Consider the following 16,904-nt stretch of genomic DNA (forward strand, 5'->3'; position numbering starts at 1 on the left):
CTTACAATAAAAACATCTAAGTTTAACAATAGCTTTTATCGAAACGAAGTCAACGTTAAAACGCTGGTGAAACTATATTCAAATTTACTTTTTACTTTCCCATGGTGTTTTAGCATTCATATCAGACAGGTCATATGGCGTTAGCTGATAAACATAATAATTGAGCCAATTACTGACTAATAAGCTGCCATGACTATGCCAACGAACAATAGTATCTTGTGTGGGGTCATCTTGACGGTAATAATTTTGTGGAATATCTGGATTAAGGCCTTCACCAACATCGCGCACATATTCTTCATTCAGTGTGTCTTTTTGGTACTCTGGGTGTCCCATAACAAACACATTATGATTATCACGACTCAGCACAATATACGCGCCAGCCTCATCTGATTCAGCCAGTACTTCTAAATCTGGATGTTGACGAATTTGTTCAATATCCATTTCTGCAAATCGTGAGTGCGGTGCAAAAAATTCATCATCAAAACCACGCAATAGCGGGTGTGGGTCGCTGGTTCTACGATGATTAAATACACCAGAACGTTTATTCGCTAATAACTGACGATGTAAATCATAAAGATGATACAAACCAGCATGAGCTGCCCAGCATAGAAACAGCACCGAAGTGACATGTTGTTGTGACCAGTCAATAATTTCGCGAATGTGGTCCCAATACACCACATCTTTAAAATCAATTTGCCCTAACGGCGCGCCAGTAATAATCAAACCATCGTAATTGTTATTTCTGATGTCTTCAAAATCACGATAAAAGGTATTCATGTGATCCACTGATGTATGCTTTGATTCTTTATCATGAATGCGTAATAAATCGACCCCAACTTGCAGGGGCGTATTGCCCAGTAATCGCAATAACTGGGTTTCTGTTTCAATTTTATTAGGCATTAGATTCAAGATTAATACCCGCATTGGACGAATGTCCTGATTAGCAGCTCGGGTTTCAGACATCACAAAGATATTTTCTGACTCTAAAATACCTGCTGCAGGCAGGTTATCTGGAATTCGAACCGGCATACGTCTCACCTTTAGATTAATTAAATACATGTACTTGATTAACCAACGTTCGGTTAACCAACCAGCCTTTTCACAATAACGTTAATGTCTGTTATGTCACAGTTTCAACATTCAGTTTGTCGCTGAAAACCGTGGCCATCATCGAATGTCTGATGTCGCTTGCAAACATCATTAGCATGCTCAACCAGCCTACACCGCGGCAGAATGGCTTATTGTTAACGTTAATAGCGGTCAATCTGTTAGATAACCATCATACACTCGGATGGCTAGAAGTCTACACGTCTTAAGTTGAATTTTTTTCTCGCTTGTTATCAACTGATGTTATTTCTATTATGAGTCATTATTTTTGATGAGATGAATCATGTCTACAGCGACAGCGATGATTATTGGTGCCAGCTCGCAACTGAGCCAAGCATTAGCCAGACAGTTATCTGCACAGCAAGTTTCGTTAGTGCTTTTTGTTAACGACCCTGAATCACTTAACGAGTTTAGTCAAAGTCTGCCAGGTGAAGTGAGTGTTTATCCGTTAGCGATTGATCAACCTGATACGCTAATTACACAGCTTAATACTGCTTGGACCAAACATAATGGCGCCCATTTGGTGATTGTTAATACTGGTGTCAATGACTACGACCCTTCCCTGCCTTGGGCAATTGATAAGCTCGCCATCAATATTAACGTTATGGGATTTGCTGCTGCCAATAACTGTATTTTTAAATTAATGTGCGATCAAGGTTATGGCCAACTTGCCGCCATTAACTCAATAGCCGGTCAACGTGGAGGCCCTAATGTGGCTTATCATGCGTCTAAAGCCTTTGCTGAAAATTACCTGCAAGGCTTGAGTATGCATGCGCAACGATTAAAGCTGCCTATTACCATTAGTGATATTCAATTAGGGTTATTTGATAAAGCCGTTCATTTGAATACACAACTGCTCCTGTCGCCTATCGATAAAGTGGCGAAACAAATCATCACGGCATTACAAAAAGGCAAACGGCGAGTTTATGTCACTAAACGCTGGCGTGTTGTCGCTTGGATAAATCGTTTATTACCAGAGTACATTTACAATACCCGCCATTGGAAACCGCGTAAAAAGTCTCAATAAACGCCATCAACAAAAACAGGAACCCGCAGGTTCCTGTTTGTCATATTCTTGTTTCTTCTCTAACGTATTTTACGCTAGCTTAAAAAGTATAACCGATGCTGACCATGTAAACCCAAGGATCAATGTCGGTATCAACCACAACATGGTCTGCCCCCATGTCAAAGCTCACATCCGTTGAAATTTGTGCGTACCAAACAGACGCGTTAACTAACCATTTTTTGTCAATTTGATAATCAAGTCCAACTTGAGCTGCAACGCCCCAAGAGTTAGATAAGCTCAAATTATCTAAACCTAGATCTTTCGCTTCTTGAGTAAATTCACTGTCATAGAAGTTAGTAAAGTTAATCCCTAAACCAATGTAGGGACGTAAAGCAGACTGTGAATCTCCAAAGTAATATTGCGCTACCAGCGTTGGCGGCAATTGCTTTGAATCGGCTATTTTACCGAGTTCACCCAGTGACACATCGTGACTAAAAGGCGATGCGGCTAATAATTCAATGCCCAAATTATCAGTTAGCATATAACCAAAATTTAACCCTAATTGGACATCATGATCCACGCCAAATTCAGCAATATTTGCGACTACTGGGCTTGACTCATTTGGAGCAACCATCGCCACACCAGCACGAACAATAATATCACCTGCTTGATGGGCCGCAGCACCAAATGAAAAACCAGTAGTTAATAAAGAAGCAACAACTAAACTTAGGGTAATTTTCTTATTCATTTTTTAACACTCCTTGGCAATGACAACTAGATGCAATTCTGTGCATCCTCAACATTTTCGGCCAACCTACTGAAGTTAATCGCTAATATCATTGATTCAGATCAACAAAATTGCAGTACCTATATAGGGGTACCTAATTAGATGCAAAGCATTTGAAGCAGATCACAAAATAAACACAAAAAGAGATGAAAGAGGTATTTTATAGTTAGGTTTTTGTGGGGTTGATCATGGGAATTATTGCTGATGACTATTCAGTGACTGATAGTTTGGGGAAGTGAGTTAACCACTCCTTTTGAAGCACACGTTGATTAAAAATAGCCTTGTCACGCTTTGGGTTTGGACTTAAGGACAAATCAAACAAACAGCTTAAATCAAACACACTGATTACCTGCAATTGAAATTCAGCTGTTGTATGGTCATCGCAGGGGACTAATTTTACCCCTATAGCCGTTTGTTTTTCTGGCCAAAAAGACATGGCATCAGCACAAGAAATATAGGGCATATCACCATTTCTAAGATGCATTCTCGCTTGATTTTTCACCGACCAAGGCAAATCAATCTGTTTAATCAACATCGCTTGTATTGCTTGATCTTCTGCGGAAGATGGATTGTTATCGCGCCAGTAAATCACATCAATGTCGTTTAAGGCTTGTGAAGCTAAGCCGTGCAAATTGTCCCAAATTAAATTGCGGATAAAACCCGCGCTAATTAACCAATCGGTGATCCCTTGTTGTTGCATCACTTTCTGGCACACCATTAACGCAGCCAGTCTGGTTTCATCTTGTTGCAACCACAGCCACAACAAGGACAATCGTTTAGCCTGTCCTTGTTGTAACTGATCAATGGCCACTTGATTTAACTGAGGCAGATTTAACTGGGGCGGATTAAACAAGGGCAGATTAAACAAAGTTTGCTTATGTCGCGTCATGCTGTTGTTCTGGCGCAGCATCAACAAATGCAGGTAACTTATGGCACTCATCCCAAATTCTGACAATATTAGGATACGCTGCAAGCTCTAGATTAAAGCGTTTGGCATTATACACTTGCGGGATCAGACAAATATCGGCCAACGAAGGAGTATCACCAAAACAGAAACGTCCTGAATATTGGCTTAACTGCTGTTCTAAAGCGGCAAAACCAAGGTGTATCCAATGGTGATACCAACGCATTTTATCTGCTTCTGATACGCCCATTTCGTTAACTAAATATTGTAATACTCGAAGATTATCTAATGGATGAATTTCACATGCGATGGCTTGAGCCATGCTTCGAACAATGGCCCTGTGCTCAATATTACTAGGAAGTAACGGTTGCTGAGGGTGTTTTTCGTCGAGGTATTCCATAATCGCTAACGATTGCGATAAGTTAATCTCGCCTGACTCATTATTGTCGATAAACGTTGGCACAAGATCCGAGGGATTGAGTTGATGATAAGCCTCTGAGTGTTGCTCTCCGCCATTATTAACCAAATGAACTGAAATATGTTCTGCCGTTAACTGCTTTAAATTTAACGCAATACGCACCCGATATGCCGCACTTGAACGCCAATAGCCATAGAGTTTCATGTCAATTCCCTTACTTTTGTTTTATTCAGCCTAATAAAAAAGCAATAACGGTTTACCGCTATTGCCTTTATATTTCGATTTACATCGCTTTCAAAATATTAAGCTTTGTATTCAACCACTTTTTGATCGATAGAACCAAAGATGCTCACACCGTTATCATCAAACATTTCAATGCGAACAGTGTCGCCAAAATGCATAAAGGGTGTTGAGGCTTTACCGTCGGCAATGATTTCAAGCATGCGCTTTTCCGCTAAACAGCTTGAACCTGCACTGCGATCGTAGTTAGAAATAGTACCAGAACCAATAATTGCACCTGCGCCTAATGGACGTGTTTTAGCCACGTGCTCTACTAACTGGCTAAAGTTAAACGTCATGTCGACGCCGGCATTCGGGCGACCAAATAGTTCACTGTTTAAATGAGTCACCAACGGCAAATGTACTTTGCTGTCTTGCCATTTATCACCTAACTCGTCTGGAGTAATCGCAATGGGCGAAAATGCACTAGATGGCTTAGATTGGAAAAAGCCAAAGCCTTTACCTAATTCGCCAGGGATTAAGTTACGCAGTGATACGTCGTTAACTAACATCAATAATTTGATGTGTTTAGTCGCATCTTCGCTGTTAACACCCATGGCAACATCATCAGTAACAATAGCGATTTCTGATTCGAAATCGATACCGTACTCTTCGCTGGCCATTTGAATATCCGCTTTAGGGGCGATAAAGCTGTCAGAACCACCTTGATACACTAAAGGATCAGTCCAAAACGATGCTGGCATTTCAGCGCCACGTGCTTTGCGTACTAACTCAACATGGTTAACATACGCACTGCCATCGGCCCATTGGTAGGCTCGTGGTAAAGGTGATAAACAACGTGCTTCATCAAAATCTACTGCATTGTCCATTTGACCGGCGTTTAGTGCTTCATACAACTCATTGAGTTGTGGGTATAACAAATCCCAAGCATCTAATAATTGCTGCATAGTATGAGCAATAGCGGGTACCGCGACTGTTTTGGTCAAATCTTTACTGACTAACATCAATTGGCCGTCGCGACGTCCGTTGTGATAACTTGCAAGTTTCATTACTGCTCCTAAATTCTGGGTGAGATCTGCGTCCTACTTGAGACAAGACTCTCAATCTAACCATAGAAATAACCGATCGAGACGGAAAATCCTATAGTAGGTACCAAATCACATTTTTGTGGTGCTAATCGTGATTTGTAAATTATTCGTTACAAAACATAAAAGGCCACGTCAGCACTGATTATCAGCGTTAAAATGACCAAAATGCCAGCACTTGGCTGGCATTAAATCGTTACATTACTTTTTCTTACTAATACTGTAATCACGCAACTTGTTAGCAATAGCGGTGTGAGACACACCTAACTTTTTGGCTAATTGGCGTGTACTTGGGTACGCGGGATATAACCGACGTAATAAACTGGCTTCATACTCTTTCATCGCCTCGTCTAACGTGCCCTCAAACTCTTCATCGAAATAACCAAATCCTTCGGCATATGAAGGTAATTTAAGTTGTTCAACAGTCAATTCTGTTGAGCCATCCCACATTGATACCGCTCTAAAAATTGCATTTTTCAATTGGCGCACATTACCCGGCCATGCGTAGGTAAATAGGTAATCGCGACAACTTGCCGATATACGCCTTAAGGGACTCGATAACTGCTGACTATAATGCTCTAAAAACATCTCAGTTAATGGAATCACATCCACACGACGCTCACGCAGTGATGGCATGTGATAACTTAAAACATGGATTCGATAATACAAATCTTCTCTAAACTCACCAGATTGGCAAAGTTCAGCTAAGTGTTTTTGGGTTGAACAAATAATTCGTACATCGGCGCGCACTTCTTCATCGCCACCAATCCGTCTAAAAGTCCCGTCTTGTAATAAACGCAATAATTTAACTTGTGCGGTTTTAGACATCTCGGCTATTTCATCAAGAAACACCGTACCGCCTTTTGCTTCTTCAAACAGACCACGTTTAACGACTGTGCCATTACTGACAAAGCCAAACAGCTCTTCTTCAGCAACACTATCAGGCAAAGCGGCACAGTTAATCGCGATAAAAGGATGTTCGCGGCGCATGCTGGCGTCATGACTAGCACGAGCCATCAACTCTTTACCTGTTCCTGTTTCACCGGTGATGAGTAACGGTGCATCAAGTTGCGCCATACGTTTGGCTTGCTTGAGTATGTCTTTCATTTTGTCGCTGATAGCCAATACATTATCAAAGCCAGTAGTTTGATTTTGCAGGGCATTAAACTGTTTACCCACTCTAGCGGGCGATTTTAGCGAAATAACCGCACCCGCTAAAATGGTTTTATCATCGTCATCGGGTAAGTAAATTGGCAGCATTTCAGCCAAATACTCGCTCGAGTTAATTTGTACTCGTGTGGCTTGCGCCAACACCGGTATTTCACTCATCCAACGAGCAAAGTTAAATCCTTGCACCCAATGATTAAGTGACTCACCCACCACTTCGTGCTCGCCCATACCAAGTGTCAATAAAGCCGACTCATTGGCTATGCGGATCCGCCCTTTCGCGTCTGTTGAAAACACCGAATCGGGTAAGGTTTTAAGTAAGGTTTTTAGGGCGTAATGTTCTTGCTCTGACGGCATAAAAGATACGGTACGGACATCATGCACACTTTCGACTTTACGAATTTGTGGCATAAGCTCACGCAGGGTTTCGAAACTGATTTCTGCAAACTGCAAAAACAGGAAACCTTTATTACTGGCATCAATGGCAATTAAGTTAATACCATGTTTTTCAAGCACGACGAGGATGTCTTTCGCTAAACCCACGCGATCGATACAGCTAACTTCCAAACGCATAATGTAACGATTCCCTATTTATTAATGTTTTATTGCGGAAATTTGGCTTAACGTTAGAGGGATATGGCTTCGGTGGCAAGTGAAGTTTACAGTAGAATTGTAACAGAGAAACTATTTCAGCATGTTACGTTAACGTAACATGCTGAAATGGATGGCGATAGTAACTAGTCTAACAACTGGTCGGTCTTGGCAGCCATAATGAAATCGTTTTTGTGTAACCCTTTAATTGAGTGTGACCACCACGTCACGGTGACTTTGCCCCACTCGGTTAAGATACCTGGGTGATGGAACTCAGCTTCAGCTAAATCGGCCAACTTATTAGTAAAGGCCATCGCTAACTTAAAGTTTTTAAATTTATATACTCGCTCTAACTGCATAATGCCGTCACGAACTTCAACGCCCCAATCTGGGATCATGCCGACAAGCTCTGCTAACTCTGCATCCGTTACTTTTGGTGCGTCTGCTTGGCATGCTTCACACTTCATCTCGGTTAATGCGTTCATTTGTACTCCTTGGCTAAATTAAATAGTGTCTCACTTGCAGATTGTTGAGCTAAAGCTCAGCTGCAATAAATCGTTAACTGGCTTTGACTTTTGGAGCAAATTTAGGCTCAAACATGCCTAATTGACGCGCTTTGGTCACCATACTCATAATGTCCATACGGGCAATTTCATCTAAATAGTCAATATGATCGATAACATAATAAATTGGCTGCATGATATCAATACGATACGGCGTGCGCAGTACATCGAGTAAATCAAACGGCTTACGTTCAGGACTGTCACTTAATGCATACATGGTTTCACCCGGTGAACTTAAAATGCCGCCGCCGTATATTTGCAGTGATTCATTTTTTGCCTGAACCAAACCAAACTCAATGGTAAACCAATATAATCGTGCCAGAAATACGCGTTCTTCTTTCGATGCAGCTAGTCCTAACTGGCCATACATATGCGAAAAATGCGCAAATGATGGATTGGTTAATAGTGGACAATGGCCAAATATTTCATGGAATATGTCAGGCTCTTGTAAGTAATCAAACTCTTCTTTACTGCGGATAAAGGTTGCAACTGGAAACTCTTTATTAGCCAGTAACTCAAAGAAACGACCAAATGAAATCAGTGCTGGCACTGCAGCGGTTTTCCAACCTGTAGCATCAAGCAGCACTTTATCGATTTCAGGCAATTGTGGAATGCGATCAACTGACATGCCTAATGCATCTAGACCTTGTAAGTAGGCTTGGCATGCACGGCCCGGCATATTCGTTACTTGGCGCTGATACAATTGTTGCCATAATTGATTCTCATGCTCTGAGTAATCAATGTAACCTTGGGCATCAGGTTGGTGTGCAATATACTTTGTTGCTGTACTCATAGGTTCCACTTTACGTCAACTTCACTCCCTACATAGTGTGCTAAGGCTGATGTTTTGTTAACTCCCTCACAGTTTATTGTCCTGCCATGATGTAGTGCTAATCGTAAACAAATAAATACAACCGTCATTTTATCACTCTCTATCAAGCTGTTTTCGAACCACTTTTGAATCTATTTTCAGGCAAGCTAACCAGTATTAATTTAAACGTTCTATCAATAATTTAACTGACGATTGAGCTGTGATAATTTACAATACATGAGAGGCCCTTTCTCTAACTAAGCTGATAAATGTTGATCACCAAAAATCAACCAGCCTTATAACTTGATTCATTAATTCACAGGACGATTAAACTATGACAATTTTGGTAACCGGTGGCGCTGGCTATATTGGTACACATACCGTAGTAGAGCTATTAAAGGCCGGACAGGAAGTGGTCATCGTAGACAATCTATCAAACTCCAGTATTGAAGCATTGGCGCGGGTTCGAGCCATTACGGGTAAAGATGTCACGTTTTATCAAGGCGACATTCTAAACAAAGCCTTATTGCAAAAAGTTTTTACCGATCACAGCATCGAATCCGTCATTCATTTTGCAGGATTAAAAGCGGTCGGTGAATCAGTCGAACAACCATTGAAATATTACGAAAATAACGTCACTGGCACTATCATTTTATGCCAAGTCATGGCTGAAAATAACGTTAAAAACCTAGTGTTCAGCTCATCGGCCACCGTTTACGGCGACCCTGCTAGCTTGCCCATTAAAGAAGATTTTCCTACGGGCGCAACCAACCCTTATGGTCAGTCAAAATTGATGGTTGAGAATATTTTAGCTGACCTACATAATTCGGATAACAGCTGGAATATAGCTCGTTTACGTTACTTTAATCCTGTAGGTGCTCACGAAAGTGGCTTGATTGGCGAAGACCCTAACGATATCCCTAATAACTTGATGCCATTTATTGCCCAAGTTGCTGTTGGTAAACGTCAACAATTAAGCGTTTTTGGTGATGATTACAACACACCAGATGGCACAGGTGTACGTGATTATATTCATGTTGTTGATTTAGCTATGGGTCACTTACAAGCACTTAAAAAACTGCAAACCAAACCTGGTTTAGTGACTTATAATCTCGGCACGGGAATAGGTTACAGCGTGTTAGACATGGTCAAGGCATTTGAGAAAGCTTGCGGGAAAACCATTGCTTATCAAATCAGTCCTCGCCGCCCTGGTGACATTGCAGCGTGTTATGCCGACCCAAGCTTTGCCGCTACTGAATTGGATTGGCGTGCAACCCATACCGTTGAAGATATGGCAAATAGCAGTTGGAAATGGCAATCAAATAATCCTGATGGGTATAATACCAACGCCAATAATTAAGTGACCAATCAGAGCCACTCAGGTTTTTCAGTTTAAGGCGCATTGTTGAAAGAATGGTTATTCCCTTATGAAATAATGCAACATAAAAATGGAAAGCCTGAGTGACTCCCGAAGGGCGAGTTTATGCGCCTTCTATGCTACTTAATAGTATTTTGACGGAGGACACTATGCCTACAATCCTATTACTTGCCTATAAGGCGGAAAATCCTCGCTGAATGAACAGTTAATTATTGGTATTTATTGCCAAGCGCTTAACAATTTTGTGCTGCAGTTAATGCTAATATTGGCTGCAGCAAATATATTTAAGCTCAATTGGAACCGAAATGAACCAAGGTATTAATCAAAGTCGTCGTAATCTATTTAGTCGCAGAAAATCCAATGTCACCCGCCCGCCTTGGAGCAAAACGGATCAAGAGTTTACTGACAATTGCACACGCTGTGACAAGTGTATTACCGCCTGCGAAACCCAAATAATTAAACGCGGTGAAGGTGGTTTTCCTGAAATAGATTTCACTAAAGATGAATGCACCTTCTGTGAACAATGCGTTGATGTGTGCCCAGAGCCTGTATTTGATCGCGACCAATCCTTACCTTGGTCAATTACGGCTGCGATAAAAGACAACTGTTTAACCCATGAAGGGGTTTGGTGTCAGAGCTGTAAAGATGCCTGCGACCCACGCGCAATTAGCTTTATCATGGCTGTAGGCCAAGTGCCTAAACCCGTGATAGATACTGATGCCTGTACTGGTTGTGGTGCTTGCGTATCTCCTTGCCCTGCTGATGCGATACTTATAGGTCATCCAAACTAATTTATTTACAAAGCCAGTTTATCTACAAAGCTAATTCATCTACAAAAAATTAACGTTTTACAAATACGATTAGCGGTTTTGATTTGTTTTTTAACCTATCACGCTATATTACCGACATAATACAAACATGAGATCACTAAGATGTTTCGTCAAAAGCAACCTGCTAATCCACTCAGTTTTATCGCCCAAGAATGCCATTTAACCGGTAAACTCATTTTCAGTGGTGATGTGCTAATTGCAGGCCATGTTAGTGGTGATATCAAAGCGCAGGGCAATGTGACTATTGAGCCTAATGGCACTGTCGATGGTGATATTTTATGTCGAGAGTTAATGATTGCGGGACAATTAGCAGGTAAAGCACGCTGTAAAAAAATCACCCTCCATGAACAAGGTATTTTTGAAGGCGATGCTTATTGTGAAAATATTGAAATTTTAGATGGCGGCCAATTTTTGGGTTATCGTCACAGAGCGCCCCTTACGAATACTCCCTCAGAAAGTTAATCTGGCTGTTTAACAGCTGTTTTACCTGCCTGATAGCGCGAACAAGAGTCATCTATTTTTAACCAACTAACCTGCTCGTCAGTGTGTATATGATAAGTCGGCCGTACTAGGTTTGGTTGGTCTAAAGAGGCTATCGACAATGAAGTGTATTGTGGATAATCCAAATGTCGGTAAGTCAATGAACAACCACAGTGCTGACAAAAGCCACGCCGAATGTTCTCTGATGAAGCAAATTCATTTACTTGCCCCTGCAACCACTGCACTTGTTCACGATGAAAATCCATCCAACTCATTACTACCGCACCAGCGCTTTTACGACATTGATTACAATGGCAATGATCGGCATCAAATGGCATACCGTTAACTTGGTAACGTATCGCACCGCATAAACAACCGCCTTGTAATACCATTTGAACACCTGCTAATTGATTATGAGTCGTGTCATTCGATATCTGTCGCAGATACCGTGTGCTGCTGAGTTTGCAGCAGGGCTTGCTGTTGCCATTGGCGCAACAAGGCAACAAACTCTTTCGGTTCTCGGTCTAAACTATCAATCGATAAATACACATGGTAACCCAACTGTTCGTTCAACGTTTGACAGCGATGACCAAACATTGCCAATACCCCACGGTAACGCTCACCGTTTACCACTAGCGGCGTAAATTCAGCCCCCAAATAACCTTCTAAACTTTGTAAATCTTCATCTTGGGTGGCCGCCGTCATGAGTAATGGCCGCTGTTCGGTCAGTAAACCAGTGGCAAGACGAGGTGAAATACAGTCTAAAATGGGATTAATCTGTTTAAGCTTAACGCCAATATAAGGTAGCTCAATCAACTCCAAGTTTTGATTTACTCTCGCACAATCAACTCGTTGAATATTATGCCATTCAATAAACACTTGGCCGCGGCGATGAAAAAATACCACTCCTGCAGCAGTTAGCTTAAAACTAACCGCTGGCTGATACACTTTAGCGACACCTAAAATAAGTGCCACGGAGCCTAATGCAAAGCACAACATTCCAACGGCAAAAAAACCGCTAAGTCCTATAAAAATAATCAAGCTAGCCATTAAACTAATGGCACCAACTACCGTTAAGGTTATGCCATTTCGTTTGGCAAAAGGGCTAATTAATAACTCGTCACTGACCACGGTTTGTCCTTTAAACTGAATAGAATAAATAAGGTTTGAAACATCGGCTTAAGCCTCTTGGCGAATACATTTAATCTTCACTAAATCATTTAATCAGCAGCCATGTCTTTAATATGAAGCCACAGCATGCCAACATATTCATGAATTGATTTTTGCGATGCTAGCAGTTGATCTGCATCTAAACGCCACCAGAAACCTTGATGTGCAATAAAATCACTCGGTGCAGGCTGGGGTTGCATCCCTAATGAGGTGAATATCATCATCGCCCTCGGCATATGAGTTGCTGAAGTCACTAATAGAAATGGTTGCAGCCCAATTAACTGTTGTAAAGCATGAGCCTCTTCAATGGTATCTTTGGGTTCATTAAAGGCCACAATGCTGGCTTTGGGGATCCCTAACTCTTCTGCAGCTTGAGCCATAATGGTCGCATGAGCTGTCTTCAAGTATCCACCACTCCAACCACTCACAATTAAAGTGCATTGCTGGCCCAGCCTGAACTGACGAACGCCTTCGGTTAAACGAGCCAGTGCTGTTGATGATAGCTGCTGCACTGCGGTATGACCCTGTTGCTCACTATTACCTGAACCTAATACCATCACAACACAAGAACCAGCAATCGGTTGATGATTAACGTTATGTTGCGATTCTAATGAATTAGCTAAAAAATAACTCACTTGCGATTGGCTTGTTAATGTTAGCACCACGATAGCGGTAACCAAGAGCATTCGGCCAAACTGCAGTAACATTACACGATTCGTTCGCCATAAAATGACAGCCAGAACTAACAACATTATGCTAAAAGGAATTGGCATAACCAATTGTGACAAGAGTTTTTTAAGCCAAAACATGAATCATTCACTTTGTTTATCATTATTGCGGCTAGTTTATCGTTATAGCCGCCTAAAACAAACTCAAAACAAAAACGGCACTGTTTAGGTGCCGTTTTAGTGGGTTTGCAAAATACGTTCTCAGCGATATTAATCGAGATTACTGTTAACTGATGTTGAATGAAGACTACTTCTCGTCTTTGCCCCACAACCATGCAGCACCGCGAACACCAGATGATGCGCCAAACTTATTTTTAACCACTTGGGTACCACATTCACGGCCCACAACATACTTGGGTAGCACTTTAGGCAATTCAGTATAAATAGCTTCGATGTTTGATACACCGCCACCTAATACAATCATGTCTGGATCCATCATATTAATCACGTGTGCGAGTGACCGCGCTAGACGATCAATGTAGCGTTCAAATGCCACTGTGGCTAACGGGTCGCCTTGTTGCATCATTTCAGAAATTTGAATACCACTGGTGGCATCGCCACCCGCTTCACGAAAATCACGGACAAAACCAGTGCCAGAAATAAAGGTTTCAATACAGTCACGATTACCACAAAAGCAAGTGGTGGTATTAAACTCATCGGCTGTCATCCACGGTAATGGGTTATGCCCCCACTCGCCGCCAATGCCATTACCGCCGCCATGTACACGGCCGTTAATCGCAATGCCAGCACCACAACCGGTACCAATAATGCCGCCAAACACAACCCCTTTACCAGCGGCTGCGCCATCAACGGCTTCAGAGACTGCAAAACAGTTAGCATCGTTGGCAACGCGTACTTCACGGTTTAATACTTCACTTAAATCTTTATCAAGCGGATGGCCGTTAATCCACGTTGAATTTGAATTTTTTACCAAGCCAGTAAACGGTGACACAACACCTGGAATGCCAACACCAACAGAGCCGGTTTGACCCGTTTCTGATTCTGCATCAGCCACTAAGCTGACAATCGCTTCTATGGTACCAGGATAGTTTTTTGGCGTTGGAATGCGCTTTCTGAATATTTCAGATCCATCATCGGCTAAAGCCACTATTTCAATTTTTGTACCACCGAGATCGACGCCCATGCGCATCATAACTTGTCACTCCATTTGCTTATTATTAATTGGGGTTCCATATTTGGTTTACAAAGGCTGATAACGATTAGCGCTATTTGCGTGCAAACCATGCCGACGATGCGGCAATAAAATACGGATTTAAAATATTTTCTTTTTGGTTGTATTGCAGCGGTGTAAGCGCTGGATATTCAACCACCAGCCCACCAGCACTTTCTAATACTGCTTGCGCTGCGGCGGTATCCCATTCACTGGTTAGACCTAATCTTGGGTACACATCGGCTTGGCCTTCGGCCACCATACAAAATTTTAATGAACTGCCGACGCTTAACATTTGATGTTCGCCAATAGTCTGTAAATACGAGGCAACATCAGGGCTAACGTGAGAGCGGCTTCCGACTACGATAGGTGGCGATTGCACTGCTGTGTCACTAATATCCAATACCGATACTTGTCCATTATGTTCAAGCCACGCACCTTGACCAACAATGCCGCTATAACATTTGCCTAATACTGGTGCATACACCACACCAGCAATCGCTTTGCCTTGGTGAATAAGCGCAATATTGACCGTAAATTCACCGTTGCGTTTAATAAATTCTTTGGTGCCATCGAGCGGATCGATCAACCAATACGTTTGCCACGTTTGTCGTTCTGCCCAGCTGATATCAGCCGCTTCTTCACTCATTACAGCAATCTCAGCGAAATGCTGTTTAAGGCCGGCAACAATTACATTATGGCTGGCAATGTCGGCTGCAGTAACAGGGCTATCATCTTGTTTAACCTCAATCTGCAAATCAGTTTGAGCATAAACTTGCATAATGGCTTCACCTGCTTGCTTGGCAAGAGCCACTATCTTCTGTAAGTCTGTTTTAGAAAATACAATGTTAGACAAATCAATTCCTTATCAAATTCATATCGCGTTAAACATCAACACAGTATCGATATGACATTATGCCATTGTTAGCATCATAGATTGATAATAATTTGATTGCACTTCAATCAAAAACGACTTAAAAAACCTAAGTGACAAAGCCATCACGTTGACTCAATATCCCCGAAACACCACAAATGCTGCTCGATACTAAGCTAACCGCAGCGTGGCTCAAAGCAAACAGTGCATCTTTGCATTCGTATTCAGCTACTGGGTGAACAATTAACAACTAACAATAGTAACTTAACAGGCTCAACATTATGGTTGATGCAACCCGCTTAACATTCGTATTTTTAAACACCCTTTATGGTGTATTTATATTTGTCGCCCCTCACACAACTAAAGTGAATAAAGTAAACCGATTCACTCAACAATATCAGGCATTTTTTTACCCGTTACGGGTACAACACTATTATCAATAGTCTCACAACCTGCTCCCGAACTCGGCGAAATAGCACATTGATATACACGCACGTAATCCACTAACATCGATTGCGGAAAAACTGACTCATCGATACCTGTGTTATTCACGGTTCCAGCCCATGCTCCACCTACAGCAAGATTGAGTAGCATATGAAATGGCTGGTTAAACGGTGCATCATCAAGGGCATTAACCAAATCACCATTGCCATCAATGTATTGACTGTACCAACCAGAGGATTGTTGTGTGGCAAAGTGAACATCATCAACATACCAACGAATTTCATCTTGCTGCCATTCAACAGCATAAACATGAAAGGCATCCGCAGGATTGAGTTCATTGGGTAAATGATACCCTTGCCCTGTATAAACATTATTGGGCCATTGTTTACCGTAATGTAATGTGCCATGTACTGCAGACTCTGGCGTCTTACCGTCGGTAACAACCTTGAGGTTTACGGCCTCCATAATGTCTATTTCACCTGAACCAGCCCAAGGGCCATATACCCAATCCGTCGGTAACATCCATATCGCAGGCCAAGTTCCCTGACCTTGTGGTAATTTTGCGCGAATTTCAAAACGGCCGTATTTCCAATCCCCTTTGTTTTTCGATACTAAACGAGCAGAGGTGTAATCTAATGTTTTCGATGTATCGTTTACGTCATAGCTTGGATCAGAATCATTTACAGCAGGCCCAGAAAAGGTTTCTCGTAATGCCGTAATCGATAAAAGACCACCACTAACTGCAGCATTTTTAGACCGTGCGGTATAGCACTGAGCCTCATCATTGCCGCCACCGTAACAGTCAACAGCAAAGCTCCACTTGGTTGTGTCTATTTGGTTACCCTCAAACTCATCTTGCCAAACCAGTTGCCAACCTGAAGTTTCGATATTGGTTATCACGGTATCTGTTGCTTGTTCTGTTGCATCATCAGCACTACAGCCAGACAGAAATATGACCGACAAAGTTAACGCGGTTAAGCTGGATACAAATGAATGATGTTTATTGAGATTTTGCATTGTTGTTCTTACCCATTTACCGTTTTTTCTTTGCCTAACGCTGTAGTAAAACAAACAACAAACGTCGCCAACTATTACGATATAACGTTAGTGAAACTAGCCCTATCAGATGACTCAGATAGGGCTAATTCGC

The 16,904-nt window shown here is 41.8% G+C and carries 18 protein-coding genes; 4 read left to right on the plus strand and 14 right to left on the minus strand.

Annotated features, from left to right (window positions below; translation table 11 throughout):
• Positions 1–84: 84 nt before the first annotated feature.
• Positions 85–1,029, minus strand: a complete 945-nt coding sequence (gene metA / locus H5181_RS09540) for a homoserine O-succinyltransferase (protein WP_011636810.1) — start codon at positions 1,027–1,029, stop codon at positions 85–87.
• A 361-nt stretch (positions 1,030–1,390) separates the two neighbouring features.
• Here metA and H5181_RS09545 point away from each other — a divergent pair, with 361 nt between their 5' ends.
• Positions 1,391–2,134, plus strand: a complete 744-nt coding sequence (locus H5181_RS09545; protein WP_182750886.1) for an SDR family oxidoreductase — start codon at positions 1,391–1,393, stop codon at positions 2,132–2,134.
• 79 nt (positions 2,135–2,213) lie between these two features.
• Here H5181_RS09545 and ompW read toward each other — a convergent pair whose 3' ends face one another.
• The 7 genes from ompW to phhA form a co-directional block, all read right to left on the minus strand.
• Positions 2,214–2,861 (minus strand): outer membrane protein OmpW, encoded by a 648-nt coding sequence (gene ompW, locus H5181_RS09550; protein WP_182750887.1) that lies wholly within the window; start codon positions 2,859–2,861, stop codon positions 2,214–2,216.
• A gap of 247 nt (positions 2,862–3,108) precedes the next feature.
• Positions 3,109–3,789, minus strand: coding sequence for a nucleotidyltransferase family protein (locus H5181_RS09555; protein ID WP_182750888.1), 681 nt, complete (start codon positions 3,787–3,789; stop codon positions 3,109–3,111).
• The gene (gene maiA / locus H5181_RS09560) at positions 3,776–4,426 is read right to left on the minus strand and encodes a maleylacetoacetate isomerase (protein ID WP_102037635.1); all 651 of its coding nucleotides are present in this window, start codon (positions 4,424–4,426) and stop codon (positions 3,776–3,778) included. The genes H5181_RS09555 and maiA overlap by 14 nt, the downstream gene beginning before the upstream one ends.
• Before the next feature lie 98 nt (positions 4,427–4,524).
• A complete protein-coding gene (locus H5181_RS09565; RefSeq protein ID WP_102037636.1) occupies positions 4,525–5,511 on the minus strand; it encodes a fumarylacetoacetate hydrolase family protein in 987 nt (328 codons plus the stop codon).
• A gap of 237 nt (positions 5,512–5,748) precedes the next feature.
• Positions 5,749–7,287 carry a transcriptional regulator TyrR gene (tyrR, locus tag H5181_RS09570; protein ID WP_182750889.1) on the minus strand — a complete coding sequence of 513 codons (1,539 nt, stop codon included), beginning with the start codon at positions 7,285–7,287 and terminating at the stop codon, positions 5,749–5,751.
• A 164-nt stretch (positions 7,288–7,451) separates the two neighbouring features.
• On the minus strand, positions 7,452–7,790 hold the full coding sequence (locus tag H5181_RS09575; protein WP_059747329.1) for a 4a-hydroxytetrahydrobiopterin dehydratase: 339 nt from the start codon (positions 7,788–7,790) through the stop codon (positions 7,452–7,454).
• A 73-nt stretch (positions 7,791–7,863) separates the two neighbouring features.
• On the minus strand, positions 7,864–8,661 hold the full coding sequence (gene phhA, locus H5181_RS09580) for a phenylalanine 4-monooxygenase (RefSeq protein WP_182750890.1): 798 nt from the start codon (positions 8,659–8,661) through the stop codon (positions 7,864–7,866).
• A 352-nt stretch (positions 8,662–9,013) separates the two neighbouring features.
• Here phhA and galE point away from each other — a divergent pair, with 352 nt between their 5' ends.
• From galE to H5181_RS09595, 3 genes are all read left to right on the plus strand, one after another.
• On the plus strand, positions 9,014–10,039 hold the full coding sequence (gene galE / locus H5181_RS09585; protein WP_182750891.1) for a UDP-glucose 4-epimerase GalE: 1,026 nt from the start codon (positions 9,014–9,016) through the stop codon (positions 10,037–10,039).
• Between the two features lie 323 nt (positions 10,040–10,362).
• Positions 10,363–10,848 carry a ferredoxin-type protein NapF gene (gene napF / locus H5181_RS09590; RefSeq protein ID WP_102037486.1) on the plus strand — a complete coding sequence of 162 codons (486 nt, stop codon included), beginning with the start codon at positions 10,363–10,365 and terminating at the stop codon, positions 10,846–10,848.
• Positions 10,849–10,989: 141 nt separating this feature from the next.
• Positions 10,990–11,349 (plus strand): polymer-forming cytoskeletal protein, encoded by a 360-nt coding sequence (locus H5181_RS09595; RefSeq protein WP_123776980.1) that lies wholly within the window; start codon positions 10,990–10,992, stop codon positions 11,347–11,349.
• On the opposite strand, the gene H5181_RS09600 is transcribed toward H5181_RS09595, so the two are convergent.
• The 6 genes from H5181_RS09600 to H5181_RS09625 all read right to left on the minus strand — a co-directional run bounded on the left by H5181_RS09600 (position 11,346) and on the right by H5181_RS09625 (position 16,771).
• Complete coding sequence (locus H5181_RS09600) at positions 11,346–11,759, minus strand: GFA family protein (protein ID WP_123776981.1); 414 nt, start codon at positions 11,757–11,759, stop codon at positions 11,346–11,348. The genes H5181_RS09595 and H5181_RS09600 overlap by 4 nt on opposite strands.
• A gap of 31 nt (positions 11,760–11,790) precedes the next feature.
• Complete coding sequence (locus H5181_RS09605) at positions 11,791–12,498, minus strand: DUF2982 domain-containing protein (protein WP_182750892.1); 708 nt, start codon at positions 12,496–12,498, stop codon at positions 11,791–11,793.
• Positions 12,499–12,587: 89 nt separating this feature from the next.
• Positions 12,588–13,346, minus strand: a complete 759-nt coding sequence (locus H5181_RS09610; protein ID WP_182750893.1) for an ElyC/SanA/YdcF family protein — start codon at positions 13,344–13,346, stop codon at positions 12,588–12,590.
• A 166-nt stretch (positions 13,347–13,512) separates the two neighbouring features.
• The gene (gene mak / locus H5181_RS09615; protein WP_182750894.1) at positions 13,513–14,418 is read right to left on the minus strand and encodes a fructokinase; all 906 of its coding nucleotides are present in this window, start codon (positions 14,416–14,418) and stop codon (positions 13,513–13,515) included.
• Between the two features lie 73 nt (positions 14,419–14,491).
• Positions 14,492–15,292, minus strand: a complete 801-nt coding sequence (cysQ, locus tag H5181_RS09620; RefSeq protein WP_182750895.1) for a 3'(2'),5'-bisphosphate nucleotidase CysQ — start codon at positions 15,290–15,292, stop codon at positions 14,492–14,494.
• Positions 15,293–15,694: 402 nt separating this feature from the next.
• Positions 15,695–16,771, minus strand: coding sequence for a family 16 glycosylhydrolase (locus H5181_RS09625; protein WP_182750896.1), 1,077 nt, complete (start codon positions 16,769–16,771; stop codon positions 15,695–15,697).
• Positions 16,772–16,904 lie beyond the last annotated feature (133 nt).

The sequence above is a fragment of the Shewanella sp. SG44-2 genome (assembly GCF_014164215.1).
GTDB classification, from domain to species: Bacteria; Pseudomonadota; Gammaproteobacteria; order Enterobacterales; family Shewanellaceae; genus Shewanella; species Shewanella frigidimarina.